The following is a 26,528-nucleotide window of genomic DNA, read 5'->3' as shown; positions in this document are numbered from 1 at the left end:
GGTTACGCGCGCCTCAGGATCGCGACCAGCCCCGGCACGTCATGGCCGGCATCCTTGCGCGAAGACGCCGCATCGATGGAAATCACTTCGAAGCCGGCCGTCGCGGCCAGGCGCGTAAGATAGGCGCGGGAATGGAAATAACGCATGTCCTGGCCGAGCACCCAATCCTGGGCATCGCCCTGTTGCACGCTGAAGCCAAACAGGCCGTCTGATGTCAGCACGCGCGCGGCTTCCGTGAATGTCGTTTCCAGGGCGCCGAGATAAACCAGAACGTCGGCGGCGATGACGAGTTCCGCCGATTGGGCTGGGCGCTCCCGCAAAAAAGTGGCGAGTTCGCCGACATGCAGGCTGGCATAGAGGTCGGTGCGGCGGGCTTCCTCGATCATCAGGGGGGAGAGGTCGACCCCCTGCATGTCGTCGAAGTGGGGGGAAAGCGATCGCGCCATCAATCCGGTGCCACAGCCCAGATCGATGACGCGCGGGAAATGGAAGATCTGGCGTCCCCGCTCGCAGGCCGCTCGCAGCGCCTCGTTCAGCAGTTGTGGCGCGCGATAGGCGAGATCGCCGGTGAGATGCGCATCGAACCGGGCGGCATAGGTGTCGAACAGGCCGCGCACATAGGCATCCGGCGCACGTGCGGGCGCAGCGCCCGCACCCAGCCGGGCGAGATGCAGGTCGGCGCCCAAAAGCCCGGACGGATCGGCCTCGGCCAGATGCTGAAAGGCGAGGATCGCGCCGGGGTGGTCGCCCGCCTTTTCGCGGGCTTCGCCCAAGGCAAACCAGGCGGCCGCCCAGCGTGGCGCCTCGGCGATGATCTGTTCGAGAATTTCGGCGGCCGCCGCATGGGCCCCTTCATGGGCCGCGGCCTGCGCCCAGGCGAAACGCCGGTCGAGCACGAGATTGCCCGAACTCTGATTGGCCGTTTCGTTCACTGGGCTTTGGCGCTCCGCCTGCAGGGGCGGCGGTTAAGCCATAGGCGCGGGCTTCTAGGCAAGGGGCAAGCAAGGGGAATGACACGAGAAAGTGAGAGAGGTGCGCCAGCGCACATCAAAATGTGAACGGAACCGGCATGGTCCCTCCTGCGTTTAATAACCAAATCCGCAATGCGGAGATGAAATCATGGCTAGCACAGTCAAAAACCCTACTTTTCGGATGGTTTTGCCCGTTGCTCTCGGCATGGCTTTCGGCATCGGGCTGGGCGCGGTTTCCCTCGCCAATGGATTGTTTCCAAACGTCGTTTCGCCCATTCAAATGGCTGGGCTGACGTCGCAAAAAATCGCCGTTCCGGCGCTTGGTAACGGCGCGGGCATCCGTTTTGAACGCACGATCCAGAGCGACACCCGCTGCTGGAACACGGCTCGCTCCGGTATTTCCGAGGGCGTGATCTGCCGCGAATAGTTTTTCTGCTCCGGGTCGCCTCCTCCCGGATCAGCCCATGACCGCCGTCCGAGCCCCCGCGGACGGCGGCTTTGCTTGGCGGTTTTGCTTGGCCCGACGCCCAAAAGAACAGCGGATTTCAGCGAAAAGCCGGCCTCCACTTTTTCGCCTCCGCCGTTGTGCTTATCTAAGCGGCAATGGCTTCGTCTCTGCTCGTCTCCGCCCCCGAGGGGCTCTATTGCCCGGCGGGTGATTTCTTTGTCGATCCGGTGCGGCCCGTGCGGCGGGCGCTGATCACCCACGGCCATTCCGATCATGCCCGCGCCGGCCATGGCGCCGTGCTCGCCACCACCGAAACTCTAGGCATCATGGCCTTGCGCTATGGCACGCAGTTCGCCGGCACGCAGCAGCCGGTGCGCCTGGGCGAGGCTTTGCGCATTGGCGATGCCGATGTGTCCTTTCATCCCGCCGGCCATGTGTTGGGTTCGGCCCAGATCGCCATCGGCAACACGCGCGAGCGCATCGTCGTTTCCGGCGACTACAAACGCGCCGCCGATCCGACCTGCCTGCCGTTCGAAGTGGTACCCTGCGATATTTTCATCACCGAGGCGACCTTCGGCCTGCCGATCTTCCATCATCCCAAAGCGAGTGAGGAAGTCGGCAAGCTCATCGCTTCGCTGAGGTTGTTTCCCGAGCGCACCCACATGGTCGGCGCCTATACGCTTGGCAAGGCGCAGCGGCTGATGGCGCTGATCCGCCAGGCCGGCTGGGATCGGCCGGTCTATATTCACGGCGCCGTCGAGAAGATCACCGATTTCTATATCGCTGAGGGGATCGATCTCGGCGAAATCCGCAAAGTCGCCGATGTCGGTAAGACCAAACTGCCGGGCGAAATCGTCATCTGTCCGCCTACATCCTTGGCTGATGCCTGGTCGCGTCGCTTCGCCGATCCGGTGTCCTGTTTCGCCTCCGGCTGGATGCGCACACGGGCGCGGGCACGCCAACGCGGCGTCGAACTGCCTTTGGTCATTTCCGATCATGCCGATTGGCCGGAGTTGACCCGCACCATCGAAGAGACCGGCTGCCGTGAAGTCTGGGTCACCCATGGCGAGGGCGATGCGCTGGTGCATTGGGCGCAAACCCAGGGGCTGAAAGCCATGCCGCTGCATATGCTGGGCTATGGCGACGAGGAAGACGGCGGCGATCAAAGCGAAACGGCGGCGGAAACATGAATCGTTTCGCCGAACTTCTCGATCGTCTGGCCTTCGAGCCGTCGCGCAACGGCAAGCTGCGCCTGTTGACCGACTATTTCCGCCACACGGGCGATCCCGATCGCGGCTATGCGCTGGCGGCGCTGACGGGCGCTTTGAGTTTCGCCAACGCCAAGCCGGCTCTCATTCGCGGCCTCATCGCTGAGCGGGTCGATCCGGTGCTGTTCGCCTTGAGCTACGACTATGTCGGCGATCTCTCCGAAACAGTGGCGCTGCTCTGGCCCGCATCGCCGCGACCGGCGGAGGCCGCGCGCAATTCCGATGCGGCGGCCTTGGCGACGATCGTCGAAACGCTCAACAGTGCCGGTCGCTCTGAATTGCCGCGCCTCATCGTCACCTGGCTCGACCAGTTGGACGAGAAAGGCCGTTGGGCGCTGCTGAAACTCATCACCGGCGGTCTGCGCATCGGTGTTTCGGCACGCTTGGCGAAGACCGCTTTGGCAGCGCTGAACGGCTGCGACGTCAACGAGATCGAGGATGTCTGGCCGGGTCTGTCGCCTCCCTATCTGCCGCTCTTTGCCTGGCTCGATGGCCAGGGCGCCAAACCGGCTGCTGATAATGCGGTGCAGTTTCGCACGCCCATGCTCGCCCATGCCATCGAGGACAAGGACTTCGAAACGCTCGATCCCCGTGATTACAGCGCCGAGTGGAAATGGGATGGCATTCGCATCCAGGTCGCCTGTGGAGCGGGACGCGACGGCCGCAACCTCGTGCGGCTTTATTCGCGCACCGGCGAGGATATTTCGGCGGCCTTTCCCGATCTCGTCGAGGCGATCCATCTGTCGCGCTTGAGCGATGTGTGTTTTGACGGCGAATTGCTGATCGTGCTCGATGGCAAGGTACAGCCGTTCGGCGTTTTGCAGCAGCGGCTCAATCGCAAAACCGTATCGGCCAAATTGATGGCCGATTATCCGCCGCATGTGCGCGCCTATGATCTTCTCTACGAGAATGGCGAGGATCTGCGTCCGTTGCCGTTTTCGCAGCGGCGCGCTCGCCTCGAAGCTTGCGTGACGCAGGCCGCCGCGCCCTGGCTCGATCTCTCGCCGCAGATCGCCTTTGCCGATTGGCCGGCTCTGGCCGCCGCGCGCGCCGATCCGGCAGCCGCCAACGCGGGCGATGACGCCCAGGCTGTCGAAGGCGTCATGCTGAAGCGCGCCGACAGTGCCTATGTGCCCGGCCGTCCGAAAGGCCTGTGGTGGAAGTGGAAGCGTGATCCTTTCGCGCTCGATGCGGTGCTGATGTATGCGCAGCGCGGTCACGGCAAACGCTCGTCCTATTATTCAGACTATACCTTCGGTCTGTGGCGCACGGGTCAAGGCGGCGATGAACTCGTGCCCGTCGGCAAAGCCTATTTCGGCTTCACCGACGAAGAGCTGAAGCAGCTCGATCGTTATGTCCGCGATCACACGATCAATCGCTTCGGTCCGGTGCGCGAAGTCACCGCCACTGTGGAGGAAGGGCTCGTGCTGGAAGTGGCGTTCGAAGGCGTGCAACGCTCCACGCGGCACAAATCAGGCGTTGCCATGCGCTTCCCGCGTATTTCGCGCATCCGCTGGGATAAGCCCTCGCGCGATGCCGACTGGCTCGAAACGTTGGAAAAATTGATTCCCGCTTAGACCTTGGTGCTCTCGATCAAATCGCGTTCGTCGTTGCGAAAGCGCGCTCTCGCCGCGTTGCCTTGTGTCTGCCCCCACGCATAGAGCGCCTCGAGCGCCGGGCCCAGCGTCAAGCCGCGCGCCGTTAGCGCATAGACCGAGGCCCCATCCCGATCGCTGCGCTCGACCAGGCCGCTGTCTTCGAGTTCCCGCAAACGCTGCGTGAGCACTTTGTCGGCGAGCGTCGGGATGGCGCGACGCAGTTCGCCATAACGCAAGGGCGCATCCTTCAGCCGGGCCAGGATGACGGTTTTCCATTTACCGCCGATCACGTCCAACGCAAGTTCGATGGGACATCCATATAAACGGCCTTCTGGCACCACCATCGGACGACCCTCTCAATTGTGGCGGACTCCACTTACCAATCGGTGCGTTGAATTTCGCTGTCAAAGCCGATTGTCTAACCCGCACATTCTTGCCGGAGCGCGTTCATGAAGATCATCGCCTATGACAATTTCAAGGCAGGGGTGTCGCTCGACGACCTAAAGCCTTACCTGCGCGACGAAGTGTCGAACGTTTGGCGGCTCTGGAAGGCCGGAATCGTGCGTGAAAACTACGCTCGCGCCGATGTAGGCGGCGTGATCATCGTGTTCGAACTCGACAGTGTCGATGAGGCGAAGCGTTACACCGACGATTTCCCGTTATCGAAGGCCGGATTGCTGGAATGGCATTTCCTCGCTTTCGATGCGCCTTTGCCGCTTGAATTCCTGTTCGATCCGACCGTTGACGTCAACACGCCCTGGGATCGGACGGTGGCCACATGATCCGGTCGAAACATGGTATCGAGGTGCCGACGACATTGGCCGAGTGGTGCGATCCCAGCCGTGCCGCGCTGCTCATCTATGACATGCAAATTGGCATTTGCAGCCAGGTGAAAGGTGCTGACGCGATCATCGAACGCACGGCGGCAGCCCTCGATGCGGCGCGCAGCCATGGCATGCGTGTCGCCTTCACGCGCCATCTGTCGCTGCCGCGCGCCTGGATGGGCACGACGCAATTGCGCACCGCCATGGCGTGGCAGCGCAAAGACGATCCGGATTCCGTCGAGCCGTGGTTCCTCCCCGATGCGCCGGCCACCGCGATCGTCCCGGAACTGGCGCCACGCGCCGACGAGGCGGTGTTCGACAAGCTGACCATGTCGGCCTTCGATTCGACGTCCCTGGGTTTCGCTTTGCACGATTGCGGTATCTGCACCGTCGTTGTCGCCGGCATCGCGATGGAGATCGGCATCGAACCAACGGTTCGTCAGGCGACCGACAACGGTTTTACGGCGATCCTGCTCTCGGACGCCTGCGGCTTCGGCAATCGGGAGGCGCGTGATCGTTCGTTGGCGACCTTGGACTTCATCGGCGAGACGATCGTCACCGATACCGCTGCATTTTGCGCTGCCTTACAGGCGCTCTAGCCGCGATCGGTGTTGAGCAAATCGCTGTCGCCATGCAGTACGCCTTCGACGAAGATGCGACCGCCGCGCGATTGCTCTTCGTTGCGCCGCAGGCTGGTGGCGATGCCGGTGGCAAGCGCGGCGGCGAAAGCCGCCAGCGCGCTGGCCGCCAGCCGCTCCGGCGAGGGATTGCCGTCGCCCAAGCCGATGACGACACCGGCCACCAGCAGGCCGACCAGCAAAGCGATCGCCGCATCGGGGGCGGCCGCGCGCGGCCACAGCGACAGCGCTGTCAGTGGGGCCACCACGGCGGCGGAGAAGACGAGCGCCATGCTGATCATCGCGGTGGGGTTGAGGGGCGTGCGCGCTGCAACCACGCCGATGAAGACGATGGCGCCGGCCATCGCCAGGCGGCTCACCGCCAGCCGGCGGCTGCCGAGCGCGCCGGTGTCCTGCACGCGGAAAAACAGATCGTGGCCGATGGCCGTGCCGAACGCATGCACGCCGCTGCTCGCCAGCGTAATGGCGACGGCGGTCAAACCTGCGCCGACCAGGCCGGCGAAGGCGGCACCGAAACCTTGCAGGCGTGGCAGGCCGGCGACGAGGCCGGCACCGGATACGGCGATGTCCTGCGGCCGCAAGGTGCCGGCAAAGCCGGATTGGGCCTTGCAGGCGGCGAGCGCCGCGTCAGGCGTGGCGGCCACCTGTCCGCAAATCGTCAAAAGCCCTTTGCCCGAGGCGATGTAGAAATAGCCGGGCAGCGCATCGGCGGCTTGGCCGGCCGCCATCATGTCGACGGCGAGCGCCGAACTCGCCATGCTGATCGCCACGATGATGATCAGCGCGCCGGACCAGCCGAGTGCGGCGAAGCCGGCGCGGCGGGCCGAGGAGACGTCGTTGCAGGTCATCGCCGGTTGCAGCAGCGGGCCGAGGGCCGCGATGCCGAGCGCAATGGCGACGATGGTCAGGAGGCCGCCGTTGTCGAAGACGCCGGGGGTGGCGCCCTGCCAGGCGGCCATCATGTCGGAAGCCTGTTGCCACAATGCCCGGTCGCCGATGACGGGGAAGGGCAGTGACGCGCCCTGCACCACCAGAATGGCCAGCGGCAACACCAGGCTGGCGAGGAGAATGCCGGCTGCCCCGGTGGCGGCCCACACCACCCCGGCGATGCCGCCCGGGGCCACGATGAACACCAGGATCAGCCCGACCAGCGGACTGGCGAAGGGGCGCGGCATGTCGATGATCAGGATTAAGCCACGCACGGCCATCTCGAAGCCAGCAGCGGCGATCAGCAGGGCCACCGCCCCGACCACGGTGACGACACCGAGCCGCAGGCCGAGCTGCGGAAAACGCCCTGATAAAAGGTCCGGCAGGGAGAAGGCGCCGGTTTTGCGCAACAACGGTCCTGTCACCAGGGCGGCCAGCAGGAGGCCGAGGCCGAAACCGATCAGCAGTCCGGTCAGCGAGGCGCCGCCGGGCACCGGCGGCAGGAAAGGCAGGAACAGGCCGGCGCTCAGCGCCATGAAGGCGAGGCCGGCATAGGGTGCGGGCACCGCCCGCCCGGCCGCGTGGAAACGGGAAATGCGCATGCTGCGCAGCAACAAGCCGACGATGGCGAGGCCGGCCAGCAGAACGACAGGCGCCAGCACGCCAACGATTCGCTCCGGCACGCCGACCCGGTCGAGCAAAGCCACCAGGCCGACCGCCAGGACGAAGGCGGTCACGGCGAAGGCGACACGCCCGTCGATACTGGCGCGTTCCAGCAGATCTTCGTCGGTCAGAGGCTTCCGCACGTGTCGCGCTCCGGGCCGCAAACGGCTATCTAATAACTATCTCAAGCGAGCGGCTTGCGCCGCCTGCCCGCTGGGTCCAACAATAGAATTGCCGGAAGAAAAGCAAGACCGGTGGGGGACGAGCCGGGAAGGGGTCGTGGCAGAGGGGACACGTGTTGCAGAACGCCAGAATAGTGATTGCTGACGATCATCCTTTGGTCCGTGGAGCTCTGCGCGAAGCGGTGAGCGGCGCGGTGGCCGGCGCCGAAATCGTCGAATGCGGTGATCTCAATCAGTTGACGACGGCGCTGGAGGAATCGGGCGAGGCCGATCTGGTGTTGCTCGATCTCGCCATGCCCGGCGTGCGCGGCTTTTCCGGCCTGCTCTATCTGCGCGCCCAGCATCCGGACGTGCCGGTGGTGGTGGTCTCGGGCAACGAGGACCGCGACGTGATTCGCCGCTGCATCGATTTCGGCGCGTCAGGCTATGTGCCCAAGACAACGGATATTGTCGGCATGCGCCAGGCGTTCCGCGACATTCTCGCCGGCAAGACCTGGACGCCGCCGGATGTCGATCTGTCGACACCTGCCGACAAGGACACGACCGACATCATGCGCCGCCTCGCCACGCTGACTCCGCAGCAGGTGCGCGTGCTGATGATGTTGTCGGAGGGTTTGCTGAACAAGCAGATCGCCTACGAGCTTTCCGTGTCGGAAGCGACGGTGAAGGCTCATGTCTCGGCGATCTTGCAGAAGCTTGACGTCGACAGCCGCACCCAGGCCGTCATCGCCGCCTCGAAGATCGAGGGCAATTGGCAGGGCGCCAAAATAACCGAATAGCAAAAAAGCCGAATAGACTGATGGAATAGGGGTTTCGCCCGGCTGGCGCGGTTGTCTCATTATTGCCGCCTGCGCGCGCCATAGTGCCGGGTCGCTCAAGTGCGTTGTGATTGGAGTGAGCCATGCACGCATCCTCTCTCTGTTTCGTCATCGCCACCGGTTTGGCCACCGTCGGGGCATCGCCGGCGTTGGCGCAATCGCTCGATACGGATACGCAGAACGGCCGTTATACGATGACGCCGGCGCCCGATGGCTTCCTGCGTCTTGATACGCGCACGGGCATCGTTTCGCGCTGCACCCTGAAAGGTGATGGCGTGCAATGCCGCGCCGGTGCCGACGAGCGTGGTGCGCTCAACGAAGAGATCGACCGGCTGACCCGCGACAATGCGGACCTGCGCCGCAAACTCGCCGAAGCGACCGATCAGGCCCCTTCGGCGCGGCTGCGCAATGCCCTGCCGACTGAAACCGAAATGAACAGCGCCCTGGACGTGATGGAGAAATTCATGCGCCGGATGATGCGCGTGTTCCGCGAGGAACCGGCGGGAGATCGAATTTAAGTGACCGGATTTAAGCGATCCTGTCAGGTGTTAACCGTGCGCCCCGGCCGGCTGGAAACTTGGCCGTTGTTACCGCATAATGGCCCGTGTCGGCGCCTCCTGCCGTCATCCGAGAGGGTAGACCATGACCGATCGCCTTGATCCGCCGAAATCCCAATCCCAGGGTTCGACCGGCTGGGGCGGCGCGAGCTGGTCCGGCTCGCGTCAAGAGGGCACTGGCGGGGTGACCGACGCCACCCCTGGCAACACGCTGGAACAGTTCATCGGTGGCTCGCCCGCCGCCGTGGCGGTGCGCCTGCTGGTGGTCTCGCTCATCGTCGGCGCGCTGCTGATGTGGCTCGACATCAGGCCGATAGACGTTTTCTACGGCGTGCAGCGCTTCCTCACCCGGCTGTGGAACCTCGGTTTCGATGCGGTGCGCGAAGTCATTATCTATGTGATCGCCGGTGCCGCCATCGTCATTCCAGTCTGGATCGTGCTGCGCCTGCTGAACGCCGGCAAGAAGCGCTAAGCGACTCGCTTAACCAATTTTATTCCGCCGCCGTCTTCCTCGCTTGCGAGGAGGGCGGCCGTCGCGCGTGCCCAACACGCTGCCGCTGGGGGTTGTATCCCACGTGTTGGCAGAAGCGCCGATCCGTGCTTCTACCTGTTGCTGAAGCTGATGCTTTCTGTGCAATGAACTGAAGCGAACGGGCGCCTGTGGCGCCACATGTCTAGGGAGAAGAAAAGATGAGCGAAGCTCGCGCGCCCTTCCGCGCCGATCATGTTGGCAGCCTGCTGCGTCCAGCCGAGCTGCGCGCCGCGCGCGAACTGGCGATCGTGGGCCAGCGCACTTACGAGAGCCTGCGTGATCTTGAGGACGAGAACATCCGCAAGGCGGTGAAGCTGCAGGAAGAGGCAGGGCTCCATTCCATCACCGACGGCGAGTTCCGCCGCACCTCGTTTCATTTCGACTTCCTTGGCAAGCTCGATGGCGTCGAAGCCAAGATCGCCGACCGGCCACAAGACCCCAATGCGCCGAAAGTGTTTCGGCCGCCGCAACTCGCCATCACCGGCAAGGTCCGCCATGCCAAGCCGATCGAGCTTGAAGGATTCAAATTCCTGAAATCGGCGACCAAGCGCACGCCGAAGATCACCATGCCGTCGCCGACCATGTGTCTGCGTGGCGGTCGCGCCGCGATCAGCAAGGAAGCCTATCCGGACCTTGATCTCTATCTCGAAGACGTGGCCAAGGCCTATGGCGCCGAACTCAAGCAATTGGCCGATGCCGGCTGCACCTATGTGCAGTTCGACGACACCAATTTCGCTTACCTCTGCGACGAGGGCATGCGCGCCGACATGAAGGCTAAGGGCGATGAACCGGCCGACGTGCTCAACCGCTATATCAAGCTGTTCAACATGGTGCTGGCGCAGAAACCCGCGGGCATGACCTTCTGCACCCACATCTGCCGCGGCAATTTCCAGTCCGCCTGGGCCGCGTCCGGCGGCTATGAGCCGGTGGCCGATAAGCTGTTCGGCGAACTCAATGTCGATGGTTATTTCCTCGAATATGACAGCGAGCGGGCCGGCGGCTTCGAGCCGCTGCGTTTCGTGCCGAAGGACGGCAAGAAGCGCGTCGTGCTCGGCCTGATCTCCTCGAAGGTCGCCGAGATGGAAGAGACCGACGTCATCGCCAAACGCATCGACGAAGCGGCGAAATTCATGCCCTTCGATCAGCTCTGCGTTTCGCCGCAATGCGGCTTTGCCTCGAGCTTCCGTGGCAATGCGCTGGGCGAGGATGTCGAGCGCCGCAAGCTCGAACAGGTGGTGGCCGTGGCCGAGAAAGCCTGGGGCACGGCGCACTGATCGTCCAAATAAAAATGGCCGGGCAACGCCCGGCCATTGTCGTTTCGCGCATCGTTTCGATCAGCTCTTGAGCGCCGGAATCAGCTTCTCGGCATTGCCATATTCGATGGCGGTCATATCCGCGTCGCTCAGGCCATTGCCGCGCAGATTGGCGAGATTGTACTCCGACGTCACATAGGGGAAGTCGGAGCCGTACATCACCTGCGAGATCGGCACGAGTTTCAGCAGTCCGGCGATGGCTGGACCCGAGGCGGCATTTGCCGTTTCGTAATGCAGCCTGCGGAATTCGTTGAGCACGCCGTCGGGCGCCACCTCCTTGAGGTTCTTCAGCGGCCGGCTCTGATAGTCGACGCGATGCGACAGATAGGGAATGGCGCCGCCGCTGTGCGAGAAGATCCAGCGGATGTCGCGGAACTTCGCCAGCGTCCCGTTGAAGAGCAGGCTCAGAATGGCGCGGCCGGAATCGTAAGGATATTCGATCCAGGAATCCTGCACGCCGCTGACGAGATTGCCGCAGCAGAACGGCGCCAGCGGATGGAAATAGACGATGGCCTTGCGCCGGTTCAATTCCTCGAAGACGGGGGTAAAGGCTGGATCCCCCGGCCATTTGTCGCCGAAGCTCGTCGACATTTCGATGCCGTCGGCCTTCAGCGTATCGTAGGCATAGGCGATCTCCTGCAACGATCCGTCGACGTCTTTGCACGAGACATAGGCGAACAGGCCGTGGCGGCCCTTGTTGTCTTGTACCAGTTTGGCCGCATATTCATTGCAGGTGCGGATGATCGGCCGCAATTCGTCCGGCGTCATGCGGAACCAGCCGACCGGCACCGAAGCGAGCGACAACACGCTCTTCTCGATATTGTTCTTGTCCATCTCCTCGATCATGCGCTGCGGCGACCAATCGCGCACGAACGGCGGCAATGGTCCCTCACGCGCCGAGGACTGTTTGAAGACATCGGGGAAGTAATGGTGATGCACGTCGATGACACGCCGCTTGGGGGCCGGCGTCGTCTGGGCAAAACTTGATGTGGGAAGCGCCGTGGCAGCACCCGCCGCCGCGAAACTTGCCAAGAAACCACGACGCGAGACGCCGCAACAGGGACCAGTGCATACAACAGGATCGTCGGCGCCGACGGCGCTTGCGCTGAATTTCGACATGCAGTCCTCCCTCGAGGCGTCTTGCGCCCCGCGGCAAAATCTAGGGCTGCCTTGCCATACTGGCAATTGTCATTTCGCAATGCCTGTCGACACGTGGTGGCTTCATCCTCTAAAACGAGGGCGGGACGACTGCAAAAATTTGCGACAAAAATTTGCGACGGCGGACAAAAGATCGTCGCGGGGGAGGAAACAATGATGCAACGGCTTGGACTGCCGCTAATGGCTTTTTGGCTCGCGGTTTCGGCTTTGCCGGCACAGGCGCAGAGCAAGGTTAAAGTCGGCAACGTCAACACGGTCAGCGACATTTCCATCTATATCGCGGACAAGAAAGGCTATTTCAAAGCCGAGGGGCTCGATATCGAATTCGTCGGTTTCTCCTCGGCCGCCCGGATGATCGCGCCCTTGGGGACGGGGGAACTCGATGTCGGCGGCGGCACCGTTTCGGCCGGGCTCTATAATGCCTTTTCGCGCAAGATCGGCATTGCCATCGTGGCTGATAAAGGGTCGAGCAAGCCCGGCTATAACTTCTCGCAATTGATGGTGCGCAAGGATCTCGTCGACAGCGGTCGCTACAAGACCTTCGCCGATCTCAAAGGTCTGAAACTGGCCACGGTCGCCAAGGGCACCGGCAATGCGGCGACGCTCAATTTCGCGCTGAAACTCGGCGGCATCGCGTTCAAGGACGCCGATGTGGTGGAGCTCGGTTTCCCGCAGCACTATCCCGCCTATGCCAACAAGGTCATCGACGCCAGCATCACCAACGAACCGACATTGACCTTGATCGAGCGCGCCGGTCTTGCCGTGCGGGTCGACAAGAACGAGCAGGTCTATCCCGATCATCAGACGGCGGTGCTGCTCTATGCCGACAAGTTTCGCAAGGAGCGGGCAGGCGATGCGCTGAAATTCATGCGCGCCTATATTCGCGGCGCGCGCGACTACAACGATTCCCTGAAAGGCGGCCGTATCGCCGGCAAGGGCGCCGAAGACGTCATCGCCACCCTCGTGCAATATACCGAGGTCAAGGACGCCAACCTGCATCGCGATACGACGCCGAGCGCCTGCGATCCCGATGGCAATGTCAATATCGCCAGTCTCGATGACGATCTCGCTTTCTTCAAGAGCGAAGGCCTGATCCAGGACAAGAACATCAAGGCATCCGATGTGATCGATATGAGTTTCGTCAAGCAAGTGCAGGCGGAACTTGGTCCCTATAAGAAGCCGGATTGAAGAAACGACGGAGGCAAAAATGCATATCGCGATTGCGGGCGGCGGCATCGCCGGCCTGTGTCTGGCGCTGAACCTGAAGAACCGCGGCATCGATTGCACGGTCTATGAGCGCGTGCCCGATGTGAAGGAACTGGGTGTCGGCATCACTTTGCTGCCCCACGCCATGCGCGAATTCGCGGCACTCGGTGTGGCCGACGAATTGCAGAGCCAGGGCATCACCAATATCGATAGCTGTTTCTTCAACCGTTTCGGCCAGCTCATCTACAAGGAGCCGCGCGGCAGGTTCGCCGGCTATCCGCAGCCCGAGGTCGGCATTCATCGCGGCAAGCTGCATCTTACTTTATTCAAGGCGGCCAAGGAGCGGCTCGGCGCCGACAAGGTGATCACCGATTGGTCTTGCGCCGGTTTCGAACAAGACGAAAAAGGCGTCACCGTCCATTTCAAGACCTTTGCCGGCGAGACGCGTCCGTCGATCCGCGCCGACGCCTTGATCGCCTGCGACGGCATCAATTCGGTCATCCGCAAGCAGCTCTATCCCGACGACAAGGTCGCTTTCGGTGGCATCAACACCTGGCGCGGCGTCACCAAACACAAGCCGATCCTGTCTGGGCGCAGCTATATGCGGGTGGGTTCGATCAAGACCGGCAAAATGGTGATCTATCCGATCATCGATAATGTCGATGGCGAGGGCAATCAGCTCATCAACTGGATGGCCGAGATCGAACAGCCGGAACTCGGCAAGAAGAACGACTGGAACCAGTCCGGCAATCTCGACGACTTCAAGCATATCTACAAGGATTGGCGTTTCGACTGGCTCGATGTCGCCGACATGATCGAGAAGTCGGAGATGATTCTCGAATATCCGATGGTCGACAAGGATCCGGTCGATCGCTGGACCTTCGGCCGTGTCACTTTGGTGGGCGACGCGGCGCATCCGATGTACCCGCGCGGTTCGAACGGTTCAGCCCAGGCGGCGATCGACGCGCGCACGCTGGCCGATTGCCTGCAGGCGCAAAAGGATGTGTCCTCGGCGCTGATCGCCTATGATACGGCCCGCGTCGCTGTCGCCAACAAAGTGGTGATGACCAACCGCTCCAATCCGCCTGACTTCATCAACATCAAAGTCGAGGAACTGGTCGGCGACAAGCCGTTCGACAATCTCGACAAATACATCACCCAGGACGAGCTGCGCGCCCTCTCCGACAACTACAAGAAGATCGCCGGTTTCGCCGCGCCGCAGCCGGTCTAGTCAGTTGAATAGGCTGCAGCCTTCGTGTCATCCCGGACACGCGAAGCGTGATCCGGGAACCAGGGGCGCGTGATGAAATCTGGGTTGATTGCGAATGCCGCTTCACCGCTGCGATTGTAGGCTCTACCGCTCGCCCCTGGTTCCCGGATCGCGCCGTTGGCGCGTCCGGGATGACACCAAGGCTGTTCATCAGCCTGCTAGCGCGCCAGAAGTTCGTAGACGGCGCTGCCGGTGGCGTTGACCACGTCACCGACCGTGCCGCCGCGCATCTGTATGGAACTGTTGGCATTGACGGAGACGAGCCGGCATTCGCTTTTATAGACTTCCGTCAAAATAGCGCATTCGGCCGCCGTGCTCTGGTAGAGGCGCTTGCGCGCGTTTTCGATCAGCAGCATTTGCGCATCGGTGTCCGTATTGGCCGGAATCGGTGTCGTGATCTGAATGGTGACGCTCACCCGCGTTCCCAGGGCGCGCGGATTGACCGGCATCGGTGGCGAAATCATTTGCGCTGAACTGGCGGTTGCGAGCAAAGCTGCGAGCGCGACGACACTGATCAAAGGTATAAGGCGCATTTCTTCCTCGCTTGGCCCCGAAGTCCATTTGGCCAGATGATGTGCGGCCGCTGCATCGATAACCGCTAAAGCACGACAAGAGATTGAATCTTTTATCGTCTTCTTACACGCTCGCGAAACGATCGCTTTACGAACATGACGATCGCACGACATTCGTACTACGCTCTCTTGGCTTGCCCCTGCGGTTGCCTTGGGCCACATTGCCGTGGGATGAGGCCACTGACGAATTAGGGGAGGATGCCGTTCCATGCTGACCAGACGCGAACTTTTGGCGACCACGGTTGCTGCTGGAGCGGCGCAAGGCCTTGGGCTTTCGCTCGCTGAGGCGCAGACGCTCGACATGCTGAAAATGTTCGTGCCGGCGGCACCGGGCGGTGGCTGGGACCAGACGGCGCGCGCCCTCGAAGCGGCGCTTCGGGCGACCAAGGCGGTCAATGGCGTCCAGATCACCAATGTGCCGGGCGCGGGCGGCGCGGTCGGCATGCCGCAGTTCCTCAACCAGTGGAAGGGCCAGGGCAATGCCCTGATGGTCGCCGGCATGGTCATGGTCGGCTCGCTGATCGCCAACAAGAGCCCGTTCAGCCTGACCCAGGTGACGCCGATCGCCCGCCTGACCGGCGAGTTCCTGGCGCTCTGCGTGCCGGCGGGTTCCGCGTTCAAATCGGCCAAGGACTTCGCCGATGCCTTGAAGGCCGACCCGACCAAGGTTCCCGTGGCCGGCGGCTCGGCCGGCGGTTCCGATCACATTCTGCTCGGCATGATCGCCAAGGCGGTGGGCGCGCCGCCGGCCAAGGTCTCTTATGTGGCGTTCTCGGGCGGTGGGCCGGCGACGGCGGCGCTGCTCGGCAGCCAAGTGGCCGCCGGCATTTCGGGCTATGGCGAGTTCGGTGAGCAGATCAAGGCGGGCAAGCTGCGCGTCCTGGCGATCTCGTCGGACAAGCGGATCGAGGGGATCGATGCGCCGACTCTGAAGGAACAGGGCATCGACGTCGAACTGTTCAACTGGCGCGGCGTCTTCGCCCCTCCGGGCGTCAACGATGCGCAGCGCACCGCGATGATCGCCGTCATCGAAAAGCTCGCCGCCTCGAAGGAATGGGCCGAGACCTGCAAGCGGCAGGATTGGACGCAGATCACGCTCAGCGGTCCCGACTACGGCAAGTTCATCACCGACGAGACCGCGCGCATCGGCGGCATTCTCAAGGAACTCGGCCTTGCCTGATCCGACCGGCGATCCCATGGTGGCGCCGCGCGGCGGCTTCGCCGTCGGCGAATTGTGCATCGCGCTGGGCGCCATCATCCTGGCCGCGGTCATGGTGTGGCAGGTCTTCGAGATTCCGGTCTCGCCGCTTTATGCCCAGGTCGGCCCCACCGTCATGCCGTTCTTCGCGGCGCTTGGTCTGGGCGCGCTCGGCATCCTGCTGCTGCTCTCCGCCGTGCGTGGCGGCTGGCAACCGGAGGAAGAGCGCGAAGCCCGGCCTGATTGGCACGCGCTCGCCTGGATCATCGCCGGCCTCGTGCTCAACGTGGTGCTGATCGGCCCGCTCGGCTTCACCATTGCCTCGGTCATTCTCTATGTCTGCGTGGCCAGGGGCTTTGGCTCGCGCAATCCCTTGCGTGATGCCGGCATTGGCCTCGCCTTCGCGCTGATCGCTTATTTTGGTTTCGCCAAGACGCTCGGCATCAACATCGGCGCGGGTCTGCTCGAGAACTGGCTTGAAAGCACATTCTTCGGCGTGGTGCCGTCATGAACGCTTTCGATCAATTGCTGCACGGCTTCGCCGTCGCGCTGACGCCGGTCAATCTGATGTGGTGCCTGGTCGGCACGACGCTCGGCACCGCCATCGGAGTTCTGCCGGGCCTTGGCCCGGCGCTGACCATCGCGCTCCTGCTGCCGATCACCTTCAAGGTCGATCCGGCGGCCGCCTTCATTCTCTTCGCGGGCATCTATTACGGCGCCATGTATGGCGGCTCGACCACGTCGATCCTGCTCAACACGCCCGGCGAAAGCGCCACCATCGTCACCGCGCTCGAAGGCAACAAGATGGCGCGCAACGGCCGCGCCGGCGCGGCGCTCGCGACTTCGGCCATCGGCTCTTTCGTCGCCGGCACCATCGGCACGTTGGGCATCACCTTTCTGGCGCCGGTGGTGGTTGATTGGGCGTTGCGCTTTGGCCCCGCCGATTATTTCGCGCTGATGATCCTGGCCTTCGTCACTGTCTCGGCCGTTCTCGGCTCGTCAGCGACGCGCGGTCTGGCGACCTTGTTCCTCGGCATTTTCTTGGGGCTGATCGGCGTCGATCTGCAAACCGGCCAGGCGCGCTTCACCTTCGGCGTTCCCGAATTGCTCGATGGCATCAATGTCATCATCGTCGCGGTCGGCCTCTTCGCCGTCGGCGAGACGCTCTATGTCGCCTCGCGTTATCGCAGCGGCGTCGACGAGATCATTCCGCTCAAGGGCTCGCTCTGGATGACCCGCGAGGAATGGGGCCGCTCCTGGAAGCCGTGGCTGCGCGGCACGGCACTCGGTTTTCCCATCGGCGCCATGCCGGCGGGTGGCGCCGAAATTCCGACCTTCCTCAGCTATTACGTCGAGAAGAAACTCTCGTCGAAGCCGGAGGAATTCGGCCATGGCGCGATCGAGGGCGTGGCTGGGCCTGAGGCTGCCAACAATGCCTCGGCCGCCGGCGTGCTCGTGCCGATGCTGACGCTCGGCCTGCCGACCTCGGCCACGGCGGCGATCATGCTGTCGGCCTTCCAGAGCTATGGCATCAATCCAGGGCCGCTGCTCTTCGAATCCCAGGCCACCCTGGTGTGGGGGCTCATCGCCTCGCTGTTCATCGGCAACGTCATGCTGCTGGTGCTGAACCTGCCGATGATCGCCATCTGGGTGAAGATGTTGCGCATTCCCGCGCCGCAGCTCTATGCTGGCATTCTCGTCTTCGCCACCATCGGCACCTATGGCATCACCCAGTCGCCGGTCGATCTCATCCTGCTCTATGTGATCGGCGGCCTCGGCTATCTGATGCGGCGCTACGATTTCCCGACCGCGCCCGTCATCATCGGCATGATCCTGGGGCCCTTGGCCGAGCAAAATTTCCGTCAGGCTATGACTATTTCGGCTGGCGACTGGACCGTATTCTTCACCCGGCCGATCTCGGCGACGATCCTGATCCTGGCGCTTTTGGCTTTGGCTGGGCCAAGGCTCTTCGGCCTCTGGCAGTCGATGCGATTGAAAAATCAGGCTTTGGCCGGAGATTCCTGAAAACCGATCGCGTTTCGATCGAAACACGATCTTGGCCCGCTCGTCGTCGCACCAGGTCTTCGTAAGACGAGATTAATTTTCATCCACTTTTAGTTATGCATTCAGCTCATACGTAAGCGCATATCTGCACTGTATTGTTGGGTGTGGCGCATGGCCGCAGCGTCGGCTAAACCGGACTAGTCCGAAAGGACGCATGATTCCATGGGACGGAGGATCCGGCCATGCCCCATGCAGCGGATGTGGGCCTCAAGGCCACTGCAATTTTTGCCGGCCTGGCTATCTTGGCCATCGGCCTTCTGATCGGTTGATCGTTCGGCTTGCCGCTCTGTGAGCGCAGGCGCCGAAAGCGCGCGCGTGATGCGCGCGCTTATTCATTTGATCGGCGGTCTCTACTTGATGGGCGGTCTCGGCAGCTTCGATTCACCCGGCTCAATCGTGAAATTGAAATCGAGCGAGTACCAGGGCGTCGGCACGTCATTGGCCGGCGGTGGCTCGTCGTGGCGCGTGTAGTCGCCGACCAGCGCCCGCGTCACGCCGAACTGCGGGTCCTTGTCGAGCAGCGGATCGTCGTGGACGTAGACTTGCGAGATCAGCGTTTTGAATCCCGGCTTGACGATCATCACATGCAGATGCGCCGGCCGGTAGTGCTGGCGCTTCTGCGCTCGTAAGAGATCGCCCACGACACCTTCGACGGGCAGCGGATAGCCGGCGGGCTTGACCGAGCGGAACCAGAAGTGGCCGTTCTTGTCGGTCTTGAACATGCCGCGCAGATTCCACTCGGCCTGTTCGGGATCTTGCTGCTCGTAGAGGCCAACCGGTGAAGAATGCCAGATGTCGGCATCGGCATCGGCGATCGGATTGCCCTGCGGGTCTTTCACATAGCCGTTGACGAACATGGTGGGGCCGGGCGTTTCGCTGCGCAGCAGTGTGCCGCCGTTGTCGACCCGCGGTGCGTTCATGCGCCAGAACGGACCGAGCAGATTGGCCGTGGTTTCGGTCGTGCCGTTGTTGCCATTGTTGAGCAGGCAGACGAGCGGCGAGACGCCGAGCGACCCAGCCATCACCGAGGCTTCGTTATGCGTATCGCTCGATTGCTGGCCGATGGAATTGATGATCGCCAACGCGGCTTGGAATTCCGGTTCGGTGAGTTTCACGTCACGGACGAAGCCATGCAGATGCTTGACCAGCGAGACCATGATCTCGCGCAGGCGCGGGTCGGGCGTCTGTTCCATCACCGCCAGAGCGGTTTCTGTCAGATGTTGATGATCGCGGATAATCATATCGTTCCTCCCACGATAGCGTTCAGCGTTTGATGACGTCATCAAACGCCATGAAGACGCGTCAAATAAGAGATTGGAACGGTTTTAAGCGTGGCGCTCGCGCCAAGTCGATAAAAAACGGCGGGCAAGCCCGCCGTTTATGACCGCAGTCAAATCGGTGCCTGTTATTTCTAAGGCTTACTTTTTCTCGTTGGCCGCAGCGGCCTTCAGAATCGGCGTCCAGCGCGCCACTTCGTCCTCGACCAGCTTTTGCAGCGCTGCCGGCGTGCGGCCCGCCTTGTCGGGGATCACGCCACCGAGTTCGGCCAGGCGCTTCTTGGTGTTGGCGTCGTCGAGCGCCTTGTCCAAAGCGTCGGAGAGCTTGGCGACGATCGCCGGCGACGTGCCCTTCGGCGCGAAGATCGCGTTCCAGGCGCTGACCTGATAGTCGAGGCCGAGTTCCTTGGTGGTCGGCACGTCAGGCAAAGCGGGCGAGCGTTCCGGCAGCGCGATCGCGAAAGCCTTGATGTTGCCGCCCTGGATCTGCGAGACGACGTTGACGATCTGGTCGGTCATGTAGTCGACCTGGCCCGACACCATGTCGTTGAGAGCCGGACCCGTGCCCGTATAGGGGATCATCGTCGGCTTGGTGCCGATGGTCGAGTTGAACAGAATGCCGGTGGAGTGCGACACGGAGCCGACGCCCGCGAAGGCATTGTTGGCCTTGTCGCCAGCCTTCTTCGCCCAATCGATGAATTCCTTGAGGTCCTTCGCCGGATGCGTCTTGCGCGCGACGATCAGGATCGGCGTGCCGGCGGCCAGGCCGACCGGCGCGAAGTCGGTGGCCGGGTTGTACTTCAGATTGGGATAGAGCGCGGGCGCCGCGCCATGGGTGCCCATATGCCCCATGACGATTGTATAACCGTCCGGTGCCGCACCCGCGGCGCGGGCGACGCCCGTCGTGCCGCCAGCGCCGGCGACGTTTTCAACGATGATCTGTTGGCCGAGCACGCGCGACATGTGTTCGCTGACGATGCGGGCGATGATGTCGGTGGGGCCGCCGGCGGCGAACGGCACGATCATCGTAATCGGCTTGGTCGGATAGTCCTGTGCCAGTGCCGGCGATGCGGCGACCCCCAGCAGGGCGGCAAGTCCGATGAGATAGCGTTTCATGGTGTCTCCCTTCGCCCGTCAAAGTGCTTGCGGGCTCCAAACACGGTGTAAAAACTAAGCCCCTTCCGGCAGGACCGGAAGGGGCAAAATATCGCGATACGTCCAAAGTTGAACGGATTATTCCGTAAAGACTTCTTCGCGTCGCTTACTGAATGTCGGCAACAGCGCCAAGCAGAGCATGGCCGCGGCCACGATAAGCAGGCCCGCCGACACCGGACGCTCGATGAACGTCGTGAAGCTGCCGCGCGACAGGATGAGGGCCTGACGCAGCTTCTCTTCCATCAGCTTGCCGAGCACGAAGCCCAGCAGCATCGGCGCCGGCTCGAAGCCGAACTTGAGCAGCACGTAGCCGCACAGGCCGAAGAAGGCCGCGAACATCACGTCTTCCGCCGAGTTGTTGATGGAGTAGATGCCGATGCAGCAGAAGATGCCGATCGCCGGGAACATCAGGCGATAAGGCACTTTCAGGAGCTTCACCCACATGCCGACCATCGGCAGGTTGATGATGACGAGCATCAGGTTGCCGATCCACATCGAGGCGATCATGCCCCAGAACAGGTCGGGGTTCTTGGTCATGACCTGCGGGCCGGGGATGATGCCGTGGATGGTCATCGCGCCCACCATCAGCGCCATCACCGCGTTCGGCGGAATGCCGAGCGTCAGCAGCGGAATGAAGGCGGTCTGCGCGCCGGCGTTGTTGGCCGATTCCGGACCAGCCACACCTTCGATGGCACCCTTGCCGAAACGGCTCGGATCCTTGGCGAGCTTCTTCTCGACCGTATAGGACGCGAACGGGCCAAGCACCGCGCCATTGCCCGGCAGAATGCCGAGAATGCCGCCGATGAAGGTGCCGCGCAGCACGGGCGCGATCGACTGCTTGATGTCGGCCCAACCGGGCAACAGACGGCCGATCTTGCCGCGCACGACATCGCGCGCTTCCGGATTTTCGAGGTTTCTGACGATCTCGGCGAAACCGAAGATACCCATGGCGAGCGGCGTGAAGTCGATGCCGTCAGACAACGACTGGATGCCCATCGTCATGCGCTCTTGGCCCGTCTCAAGGTCGGTGCCGACGGTGGCCAGCAGCAGGCCGAGCAACACCATCAAGATCGCCTTGAAGATCGAACCGCGGGCGAGAACCGTGGAGAACACCAGGCCCATCACCATCAGCGAGAAATATTCGGCGGGACCGAACAATTGCGCCAGCTTGGTCAACGGCTGGCCGAGCGCCGCGATGAAGATCGTCGCCACGCAACCAGCGAAGAACGAACCGATCGCCGCGATGCCGAGCGCGATACCGGCGCGGCCCTGCTTGGCCATCTGATGGCCGTCGAGTGTTGTCACGACGGCGGTGGCTTCACCGGGGATGTTGACGAGAATGGCGGTGGTCGAACCGCCGTATTGCGCGCCGTAGTAGATGCCAGCGAGCATGATGAGCGCGCCGACGGGCTCGAGGCCGAAGGTGATCGGCAGCAGCATGGCGATCGTTGCGATGGGGCCAACGCCGGGCAACACGCCCACCAACGTACCCACCATACAACCGACGAAGCACAGGCCGATGTTCTTCAGCGTAAACGCAACACCAAAGCCCAGTGCGAGGTGGTTAAAGAGATCCATACTTCCCCCCGCTCACATAAACTGAAAGATCGGGATCGGAAGTCCCAGCAGATATTTGAAGAGAACGATGCAAGCGGCGGTCATGCACACCGCAAAGATTACCGACTCTTTGAAGCGGAACTCATTGGTCGCCAGGGATGCAAAGACCATCGATACAGGTCCGGCGACCGCGAGACCCGCGGTGCGGATCAGCAAGCCGAACAACACGATGCCGCCGAGCACGAAGAAAGGCCCGCGCAGATGCCACTTCTCTTGCAGCAGGCTGCCCTTGCGCAAGCCGTTCAGGGCCAGGACAAGACCGCCAATGCCGACCATCGCGGCAATGGACATCGGCAACATGCCAGGGCCCATGGCGCGCAGCGATCCGAGAGGAAGCGGCCATGCCTTCCATGCGAAAAATGCGGCAATGAGGAAGAGAAAGATGCCGCCGCAGAGGTCCTGCGGTACGTTATACGTATTGTCGGACGTGCCTCCCGGCGCGTTCGTTGTATTACCTGTATCAGACATTGTTTTTTCCCCTGAGCGCCCGCCCGACCCCCTCAGCCCGACGGGAGCGCCTCCGCAATCATACGGACTGCGGTTACCTAGGCCAACGTTAAACGTCACGCAAACGTAAAAAATGTGCAGCCTATGGGCTGCACATCGCGTGGCGTCGATGCTGACCGCTAAGCTAGGTTCTTCGCGAAGAACTCCAGCGTGCGAGAACGAGCGAGATCCGCTCCTTCCTTCTGATAGCTGGCCCGTTCGTCACAATTGAAACCGTGACCCGCGCCCGGATAGACGTAAACCGGAACATCGGGGAGCGCAGCCTTAACCTTATCCACGTCCGTCAGCGGAATGCCGTGGTCGTTTTCGCCGAAATGCATGATGATCGGTGCAGTCGGTTTCATGTCGAGCATTTGGGCGATGCCGCCACCGTAATAGGCGGAACCGGCCGCTACGCCCGGCAGTTTGCAGGTCGCGGCGAACACCAGCGTGCCGCCCCAGCAATAGCCAACCACGCCGACCTTGCCGGCGCTCTTGACGTGATCGATCGCCGCTTCGATGTCGAGCAGGGTCTTGGGCAATTCGGTCTTGGCGCGGATCGCCATGCCGGTCTTGGGATCATCGCCCGTATAGCCGAGTTCGACATCGGGCTCGACGCGGTCATAAAGCGCCGGAGCGATCGCCAGATAATCTTGTTCCGCATAGAGGTCGGCGACCTTGCGGATGTGCTGGTTGGCACCAAAAATTTCCTGCAGCACGACCACGCCGCCCTTAGGCGTGCCGGCCGGCTTGGCGACGTAAGCGCCGATTTTCTGCCCGTCCTTACAGGTCAGCGTGACACGTTCTCCCATAGTATCCTCTTGTTAGTGAGTGACCGAAAACGATGCGCCGCGTCGCCCCCCGCTAGAGGCGTGCCGCCACCGGAAAAGTGGGAAGACGGGGCGCATATAAAGAACATCCGAACCGGTAAGGCTAGGCCTGAATCGCAAAAAAATGCCTGTTAACCCATCAAAATCGGCTCAATCCGCCATCGCATGCACCATGCCGGGGGCGCCATGCCGCGCGGGCCGGCGCATCAGGATCAGCATGAGTGCTGGGGGGACTGCAACCAATGCGAGCAACAGAAAGTCCTGGGCATAGGCGATCTGCATGGCCTGGCGGGTCACCTCGCCGTTGAGAGCCGCCCGTCCGCGCCCGGTGGCGCTGTTCCACAACAGATAGGCGCCGCCGGTCTGGATCATCCGATTGAACGGCGTCAGGGTCTCGGCGATGCGGGCATGGGCGAGCTGGGTGGCGTTCGACAGCACGAAAGTGGTGACGGAAATGCCCACCGCGCTGCCCACATTGCGCACCAGGCTGAAAAAGGCCGTGCCATCGGTGCGGTATTGCGGCGGCATGGTCGCGAAGGCCAGCACCTGCAGCGGCACGAAGATCATGCCGAGCGCGAAGCCCTGCACCATGGTCACCCAGACGATGGTGAAACGGTCGATGTCAGGCGTCCAGGTCGCCATCTGCACCAGGCCGAAGCCCAGCGTGCTGAAACCGAACAGCATCACCAGGCGCGGGTCGAACCGGTCGGCGAGCCGCCCGGCCAGCATCATCGCCGCCATGGTGCCAAGGCCGCGTGGCGCGAGCAAAAGGCCGGCTTCCCACACCGAATAGCCGCCGAGCGTCTGCAAATAGGTGCCCAGCAGCACCACGCTGGCGACGAGAATGGCGCCGATGCACAACATCATCACCAAACCGATGGAGAAATTCGTATTGGCGAAAAGGCCGAGCGGAATAAGGGGCTTTTCGGCCAAGCAAATATGCACGACGAAGAGATAGAGCCCGAGGCCGGCGATCACCGTCTCGGCGACGATTTCCAGCGAGGCGAACCATTCGTTTTGTGCGCCGCGATCGAGCATCAATTGCAGCGCACCAAGCCCGGCCGCCAGCACGACGAAGCCGGTCCAGTCGAAACGCAGCGAGCGATTGGCGGCGGGTGCCTTCAGGAAGGTCCAGATGCCGAAGACGGCGGCGATGCCGACCGGCACGTTGATGAAGAAGACATAGCGCCAGTCGTACATGTCGGTGAGCCAGCCACCGAGGGTGGGGCCGATGATCGGCCCGACCATGACTCCCATGCCCCACATGGCCATGGCCGATCCGCGCTCTTCGGGCGGATAGAGATCCATCATGATCGATTGCGACAGCGGCACGATCGCCGCGCCCGTCATGCCCTGAATGACGCGATAGAGCACGATTTGCTCGAGCGATTGCGCCAGTCCGCAGAGAGCCGAAGCGATGGTGAAGCCGGCGAGGCAGAAGACGAAGAAATTCTTGCGGCCGAAGCGTGTCGACAGCCAGCCGACCGGCGCGGTCATGACGGCGGTGGCGACGATATAGGAGGTGAGAACCCAGGTGATCTGATCGGCGGTCGCCGACAGCGAGCCCTGCATATGGGGCAGCGCCACATTGGCGATAGTCGAATCCAGCGTCTGCATCAAGGTCGCGGCAATCGTCGACATGACGATGATGCCGCGATGAGGGACGGGCGACGCGCCGGCCATGGATCAGCGTTTCTCGGTGCGAGTCTCGGAGTTTGCCGTGCGGCTGCCGAGACCAATCAGATGCCACATATCGGAAACGCTGCGCGTGTGCTCGGTATCGATGTCGACCACGGCGCTCATGCCCGAGCGCAGCGGCGGATCGTCCGGCGAGCGGTCGATGGCGATGCGTACCGGCAGGCGCTGCACGATCTTGACCCAGTTGCCGCCGGCATTCTGCGCCGGCAGGATCGAGAATTCCGCGCCGGTCGCCGGATAGATCGTGTCGACATGGCCGCTCCATTCATGGCGCGGATAGGCATCGACGGTGAAGGAGACATGGTTGCCGGGCCTGACATAGGTCAGATCGGTTTCCTTGATATTGGCATCGATCCACACGCGCTCTTCCGAGACGAGGCCGACGGCGCCCGTATTGGTCAGCGCCGCCGTCTGCGACACGAGGTATGTGCCGACCTGCAATTGCTCGACGGCGGTGACGATGCCGTTGAACGGCGCGCGCACCACGGCGCGATCGAACATGCGCTGCGCTTCGTCGGTTTGCGCCTGCGCCTGCATGACCTGCGGATTGTTGGCGATCGGCGTGTCGAGATTGCCGCCGAGACGCACGAGCGCCACCGCCGCCTGCTGTTTCAGCGAGGCGAGCTTGCTCTCTTCCGCGGCCAGCGTGTAGCGCGTCTGGTCGAGTTGGGCGCGCGTGCCGAAATTGCTGCGCGCCAGGGCCTGCGCGCGCTCGAACGCCGTGCGGGCGAGATCGACCAGCGCCGCCTCGGTGGAGATGTCTTCCTGAATGCGCTTATAGTCTTGCCGCAGCGCTTCAACATTGAGCTTGGTCTGCGCCAGTTGCGCGCGCGCCTGTTCCAAAGCATTGCGGAACTGCCGATCGTCGAGACGGAACAACACGTCTCCAGCCTTGACGCGCTGGCCCTGTTTCACGTCGACTGAGGCGACGATGCCCGACACGTCGGTCGACACCATCAGCTTCGCGCCGCGCACATAGGCATCGTCGGTCGAGACATAACGGCCGCCGCGCAGCCACATGACACCCGATACGATGAGAACGGCGGCGATGCCGCCCAGCATCAGGATGCCGCGCAGCCGCTTGCGGCCGCTGCGCGCCGTGTTGGCCGCGATACTGTCGCGCACCGCATCGGCCGCGCGCTCGTCGGGCGCGTTGCGGCCGGAGGCATCGGCGCGCGGTGCTTCGCTGTCCTCGCGTGCCTCGCGCAGTTCGACGACCACGGCGGAGGCATTGGAATTGTCACGGGTGGACGTCATG

At 62.6% G+C, this 26,528-nt stretch carries 26 protein-coding genes; 14 read left to right on the top strand and 12 right to left on the bottom strand.

Going from position 1 to position 26,528, the window contains the following annotated elements:
- Positions 1-2: 2 nt before the first annotated feature.
- A complete protein-coding gene (locus OIM99_RS03505) occupies positions 3-932 on the bottom strand; it encodes a methyltransferase domain-containing protein (protein WP_311848941.1) in 930 nt (309 codons plus the stop codon).
- Between the two features lie 244 nt (positions 933-1,176).
- Between OIM99_RS03505 and OIM99_RS03500 the strand changes: the two genes are divergently transcribed.
- The 3 genes from OIM99_RS03500 (at position 1,177) to OIM99_RS03490 (ending at position 4,264) form a co-directional block, all read left to right on the top strand.
- Positions 1,177-1,398, top strand: a complete 222-nt coding sequence (locus tag OIM99_RS03500) for a hypothetical protein (protein WP_311848940.1) — start codon at positions 1,177-1,179, stop codon at positions 1,396-1,398.
- Between the two features lie 176 nt (positions 1,399-1,574).
- Positions 1,575-2,609, top strand: coding sequence for a ligase-associated DNA damage response exonuclease (locus tag OIM99_RS03495; protein ID WP_311848939.1), 1,035 nt, complete (start codon positions 1,575-1,577; stop codon positions 2,607-2,609).
- Positions 2,606-4,264 (top strand): cisplatin damage response ATP-dependent DNA ligase, encoded by a 1,659-nt coding sequence (locus tag OIM99_RS03490; RefSeq protein WP_311848938.1) that lies wholly within the window; start codon positions 2,606-2,608, stop codon positions 4,262-4,264. The genes OIM99_RS03495 and OIM99_RS03490 overlap by 4 nt, the downstream gene beginning before the upstream one ends.
- Here OIM99_RS03490 and OIM99_RS03485 read toward each other — a convergent pair.
- The gene (locus OIM99_RS03485) at positions 4,261-4,629 is read right to left on the bottom strand and encodes a helix-turn-helix domain-containing protein (RefSeq protein ID WP_311848937.1); all 369 of its coding nucleotides are present in this window, start codon (positions 4,627-4,629) and stop codon (positions 4,261-4,263) included. The genes OIM99_RS03490 and OIM99_RS03485 overlap by 4 nt on opposite strands.
- A 105-nt stretch (positions 4,630-4,734) precedes the next feature.
- Here OIM99_RS03485 and OIM99_RS03480 point away from each other — a divergent pair, with 105 nt between their 5' ends.
- Together OIM99_RS03480 and OIM99_RS03475 are read left to right on the top strand one after the other, a co-directional pair.
- Positions 4,735-5,067 (top strand): hypothetical protein, encoded by a 333-nt coding sequence (locus OIM99_RS03480; RefSeq protein WP_311848936.1) that lies wholly within the window; start codon positions 4,735-4,737, stop codon positions 5,065-5,067.
- Complete coding sequence (locus OIM99_RS03475) at positions 5,064-5,708, top strand: cysteine hydrolase (RefSeq protein ID WP_311848935.1); 645 nt, start codon at positions 5,064-5,066, stop codon at positions 5,706-5,708. The genes OIM99_RS03480 and OIM99_RS03475 overlap by 4 nt, the downstream gene beginning before the upstream one ends.
- Here the strand turns inward: OIM99_RS03475 and OIM99_RS03470 are convergent.
- A complete protein-coding gene (locus OIM99_RS03470) occupies positions 5,705-7,480 on the bottom strand; it encodes a symporter-like protein (protein ID WP_311848934.1) in 1,776 nt (591 codons plus the stop codon). The genes OIM99_RS03475 and OIM99_RS03470 overlap by 4 nt on opposite strands.
- Before the next feature lie 152 nt (positions 7,481-7,632).
- On the opposite strand from OIM99_RS03470, the gene OIM99_RS03465 reads away from it, so the two are divergent.
- The 4 genes from OIM99_RS03465 to OIM99_RS03450 all read left to right on the top strand — a co-directional run bounded on the left by OIM99_RS03465 (position 7,633) and on the right by OIM99_RS03450 (position 10,700).
- On the top strand, positions 7,633-8,298 hold the full coding sequence (locus OIM99_RS03465) for a response regulator transcription factor (RefSeq protein ID WP_311848933.1): 666 nt from the start codon (positions 7,633-7,635) through the stop codon (positions 8,296-8,298).
- A 122-nt stretch (positions 8,299-8,420) separates the two neighbouring features.
- Positions 8,421-8,855 (top strand): hypothetical protein, encoded by a 435-nt coding sequence (locus tag OIM99_RS03460; RefSeq protein ID WP_311848932.1) that lies wholly within the window; start codon positions 8,421-8,423, stop codon positions 8,853-8,855.
- Positions 8,856-8,979: 124 nt separating this feature from the next.
- Positions 8,980-9,366: a DUF6460 domain-containing protein gene (locus tag OIM99_RS03455; protein ID WP_311848931.1), complete on the top strand. Its 387-nt coding sequence runs from the start codon at positions 8,980-8,982 to the stop codon at positions 9,364-9,366.
- A 218-nt stretch (positions 9,367-9,584) separates the two neighbouring features.
- On the top strand, positions 9,585-10,700 hold the full coding sequence (locus OIM99_RS03450; protein WP_311848930.1) for a 5-methyltetrahydropteroyltriglutamate--homocysteine S-methyltransferase: 1,116 nt from the start codon (positions 9,585-9,587) through the stop codon (positions 10,698-10,700).
- 60 nt (positions 10,701-10,760) lie between these two features.
- Here OIM99_RS03450 and OIM99_RS03445 read toward each other — a convergent pair whose 3' ends face one another.
- Positions 10,761-11,858 carry an amidohydrolase family protein gene (locus tag OIM99_RS03445; RefSeq protein ID WP_311848929.1) on the bottom strand — a complete coding sequence of 366 codons (1,098 nt, stop codon included), beginning with the start codon at positions 11,856-11,858 and terminating at the stop codon, positions 10,761-10,763.
- 192 nt (positions 11,859-12,050) lie between these two features.
- On the opposite strand from OIM99_RS03445, the gene OIM99_RS03440 reads away from it, so the two are divergent.
- Both OIM99_RS03440 and OIM99_RS03435 read left to right on the top strand, forming a co-directional pair.
- Entirely contained in the window at positions 12,051-13,085 is a 1,035-nt protein-coding gene (locus tag OIM99_RS03440) for an ABC transporter substrate-binding protein (protein ID WP_311848928.1), read from the top strand.
- A gap of 19 nt (positions 13,086-13,104) precedes the next feature.
- On the top strand, positions 13,105-14,334 hold the full coding sequence (locus tag OIM99_RS03435; protein ID WP_311848927.1) for a flavin-dependent oxidoreductase: 1,230 nt from the start codon (positions 13,105-13,107) through the stop codon (positions 14,332-14,334).
- 197 nt (positions 14,335-14,531) lie between these two features.
- Here OIM99_RS03435 and OIM99_RS03430 read toward each other — a convergent pair whose 3' ends face one another.
- On the bottom strand, positions 14,532-14,906 hold the full coding sequence (locus tag OIM99_RS03430) for a hypothetical protein (RefSeq protein ID WP_311848926.1): 375 nt from the start codon (positions 14,904-14,906) through the stop codon (positions 14,532-14,534).
- A 247-nt stretch (positions 14,907-15,153) separates the two neighbouring features.
- Between OIM99_RS03430 and OIM99_RS03425 the strand changes: the two genes are divergently transcribed.
- Genes OIM99_RS03425 through OIM99_RS03415 form a run of 3 tightly spaced genes read left to right on the top strand, consistent with a single transcriptional unit; the run spans position 15,154 to position 18,168 of the window.
- Complete coding sequence (locus OIM99_RS03425; protein ID WP_311848925.1) at positions 15,154-16,125, top strand: tripartite tricarboxylate transporter substrate-binding protein; 972 nt, start codon at positions 15,154-15,156, stop codon at positions 16,123-16,125.
- Positions 16,118-16,654: a tripartite tricarboxylate transporter TctB family protein gene (locus OIM99_RS03420; RefSeq protein ID WP_311848924.1), complete on the top strand. Its 537-nt coding sequence runs from the start codon at positions 16,118-16,120 to the stop codon at positions 16,652-16,654. Before OIM99_RS03425 ends, OIM99_RS03420 begins: the two co-directional genes overlap by 8 nt.
- A complete protein-coding gene (locus OIM99_RS03415) occupies positions 16,651-18,168 on the top strand; it encodes a tripartite tricarboxylate transporter permease (protein WP_311848923.1) in 1,518 nt (505 codons plus the stop codon). The genes OIM99_RS03420 and OIM99_RS03415 overlap by 4 nt, the downstream gene beginning before the upstream one ends.
- Before the next feature lie 389 nt (positions 18,169-18,557).
- Here OIM99_RS03415 and OIM99_RS03410 read toward each other — a convergent pair whose 3' ends face one another.
- From OIM99_RS03410 to OIM99_RS03380, 7 genes are all read right to left on the bottom strand, one after another.
- Positions 18,558-19,448, bottom strand: coding sequence for a dioxygenase (locus OIM99_RS03410; protein ID WP_311848922.1), 891 nt, complete (start codon positions 19,446-19,448; stop codon positions 18,558-18,560).
- A 177-nt stretch (positions 19,449-19,625) separates the two neighbouring features.
- Positions 19,626-20,600 (bottom strand): tripartite tricarboxylate transporter substrate-binding protein, encoded by a 975-nt coding sequence (locus OIM99_RS03405; RefSeq protein WP_311848921.1) that lies wholly within the window; start codon positions 20,598-20,600, stop codon positions 19,626-19,628.
- 117 nt (positions 20,601-20,717) lie between these two features.
- A complete protein-coding gene (locus OIM99_RS03400; RefSeq protein ID WP_311848920.1) occupies positions 20,718-22,217 on the bottom strand; it encodes a tripartite tricarboxylate transporter permease in 1,500 nt (499 codons plus the stop codon).
- A gap of 12 nt (positions 22,218-22,229) precedes the next feature.
- A complete protein-coding gene (locus tag OIM99_RS03395) occupies positions 22,230-22,724 on the bottom strand; it encodes a tripartite tricarboxylate transporter TctB family protein (protein WP_311848919.1) in 495 nt (164 codons plus the stop codon).
- Between the two features lie 158 nt (positions 22,725-22,882).
- Complete coding sequence (locus OIM99_RS03390; RefSeq protein ID WP_311848917.1) at positions 22,883-23,554, bottom strand: dienelactone hydrolase family protein; 672 nt, start codon at positions 23,552-23,554, stop codon at positions 22,883-22,885.
- A gap of 168 nt (positions 23,555-23,722) precedes the next feature.
- On the bottom strand, positions 23,723-25,255 hold the full coding sequence (locus OIM99_RS03385) for a DHA2 family efflux MFS transporter permease subunit (protein ID WP_311848916.1): 1,533 nt from the start codon (positions 25,253-25,255) through the stop codon (positions 23,723-23,725).
- Positions 25,256-25,258: 3 nt separating this feature from the next.
- Entirely contained in the window at positions 25,259-26,527 is a 1,269-nt protein-coding gene (locus OIM99_RS03380; RefSeq protein ID WP_311848915.1) for an HlyD family secretion protein, read from the bottom strand.
- Position 26,528 lies beyond the last annotated feature (1 nt).

It is taken from the genome of Methylocella sp. CPCC 101449 (genome assembly GCF_031921685.1).
Lineage (GTDB): Bacteria > Pseudomonadota > Alphaproteobacteria > Rhizobiales > Beijerinckiaceae > Terripilifer.
This window is presented reverse-complemented; position numbering and strand designations above follow the sequence as displayed.

What these genes read in the sequence shown, in the direction of transcription:
- OIM99_RS03500 (WP_311848940.1), top strand. Translation starts at nt 1,177, where the DNA reads ATGGCTTTCGGCATCGGGCTGGGCGCGGTTTCCCTCGCCAATGGATTG.
- OIM99_RS03450 (WP_311848930.1), top strand. Translation starts at nt 9,585, where the DNA reads ATGAGCGAAGCTCGCGCGCCCTTCCGCGCCGATCATGTTGGCAGCCTG.
- OIM99_RS03495 (WP_311848939.1), top strand. Translation starts at nt 1,575, where the DNA reads ATGGCTTCGTCTCTGCTCGTCTCCGCCCCCGAGGGGCTCTATTGCCCG.
- OIM99_RS03440 (WP_311848928.1), top strand. Translation starts at nt 12,051, where the DNA reads ATGATGCAACGGCTTGGACTGCCGCTAATGGCTTTTTGGCTCGCGGTT.
- OIM99_RS03380 (WP_311848915.1), bottom strand. Translation starts at nt 26,527, where the DNA reads ATGACGTCCACCCGTGACAATTCCAATGCCTCCGCCGTGGTCGTCGAA.
- OIM99_RS03430 (WP_311848926.1), bottom strand. Translation starts at nt 14,906, where the DNA reads ATGCGCCTTATACCTTTGATCAGTGTCGTCGCGCTCGCAGCTTTGCTC.
- OIM99_RS03410 (WP_311848922.1), bottom strand. Translation starts at nt 19,448, where the DNA reads ATGATTATCCGCGATCATCAACATCTGACAGAAACCGCTCTGGCGGTG.
- OIM99_RS03460 (WP_311848932.1), top strand. Translation starts at nt 8,421, where the DNA reads ATGCACGCATCCTCTCTCTGTTTCGTCATCGCCACCGGTTTGGCCACC.
- OIM99_RS03405 (WP_311848921.1), bottom strand. Translation starts at nt 20,600, where the DNA reads ATGAAACGCTATCTCATCGGACTTGCCGCCCTGCTGGGGGTCGCCGCA.
- OIM99_RS03385 (WP_311848916.1), bottom strand. Translation starts at nt 25,255, where the DNA reads ATGGCCGGCGCGTCGCCCGTCCCTCATCGCGGCATCATCGTCATGTCG.
- OIM99_RS03455 (WP_311848931.1), top strand. Translation starts at nt 8,980, where the DNA reads ATGACCGATCGCCTTGATCCGCCGAAATCCCAATCCCAGGGTTCGACC.
- OIM99_RS03480 (WP_311848936.1), top strand. Translation starts at nt 4,735, where the DNA reads ATGAAGATCATCGCCTATGACAATTTCAAGGCAGGGGTGTCGCTCGAC.
- OIM99_RS03490 (WP_311848938.1), top strand. Translation starts at nt 2,606, where the DNA reads ATGAATCGTTTCGCCGAACTTCTCGATCGTCTGGCCTTCGAGCCGTCG.
- OIM99_RS03485 (WP_311848937.1), bottom strand. Translation starts at nt 4,629, where the DNA reads ATGGTGGTGCCAGAAGGCCGTTTATATGGATGTCCCATCGAACTTGCG.
- OIM99_RS03395 (WP_311848919.1), bottom strand. Translation starts at nt 22,724, where the DNA reads ATGTCTGATACAGGTAATACAACGAACGCGCCGGGAGGCACGTCCGAC.
- OIM99_RS03475 (WP_311848935.1), top strand. Translation starts at nt 5,064, where the DNA reads ATGATCCGGTCGAAACATGGTATCGAGGTGCCGACGACATTGGCCGAG.
- OIM99_RS03415 (WP_311848923.1), top strand. Translation starts at nt 16,651, where the DNA reads ATGAACGCTTTCGATCAATTGCTGCACGGCTTCGCCGTCGCGCTGACG.
- OIM99_RS03435 (WP_311848927.1), top strand. Translation starts at nt 13,105, where the DNA reads ATGCATATCGCGATTGCGGGCGGCGGCATCGCCGGCCTGTGTCTGGCG.
- OIM99_RS03445 (WP_311848929.1), bottom strand. Translation starts at nt 11,858, where the DNA reads ATGTCGAAATTCAGCGCAAGCGCCGTCGGCGCCGACGATCCTGTTGTA.
- OIM99_RS03400 (WP_311848920.1), bottom strand. Translation starts at nt 22,217, where the DNA reads ATGGATCTCTTTAACCACCTCGCACTGGGCTTTGGTGTTGCGTTTACG.
- OIM99_RS03425 (WP_311848925.1), top strand. Translation starts at nt 15,154, where the DNA reads ATGCTGACCAGACGCGAACTTTTGGCGACCACGGTTGCTGCTGGAGCG.
- OIM99_RS03390 (WP_311848917.1), bottom strand. Translation starts at nt 23,554, where the DNA reads ATGGGAGAACGTGTCACGCTGACCTGTAAGGACGGGCAGAAAATCGGC.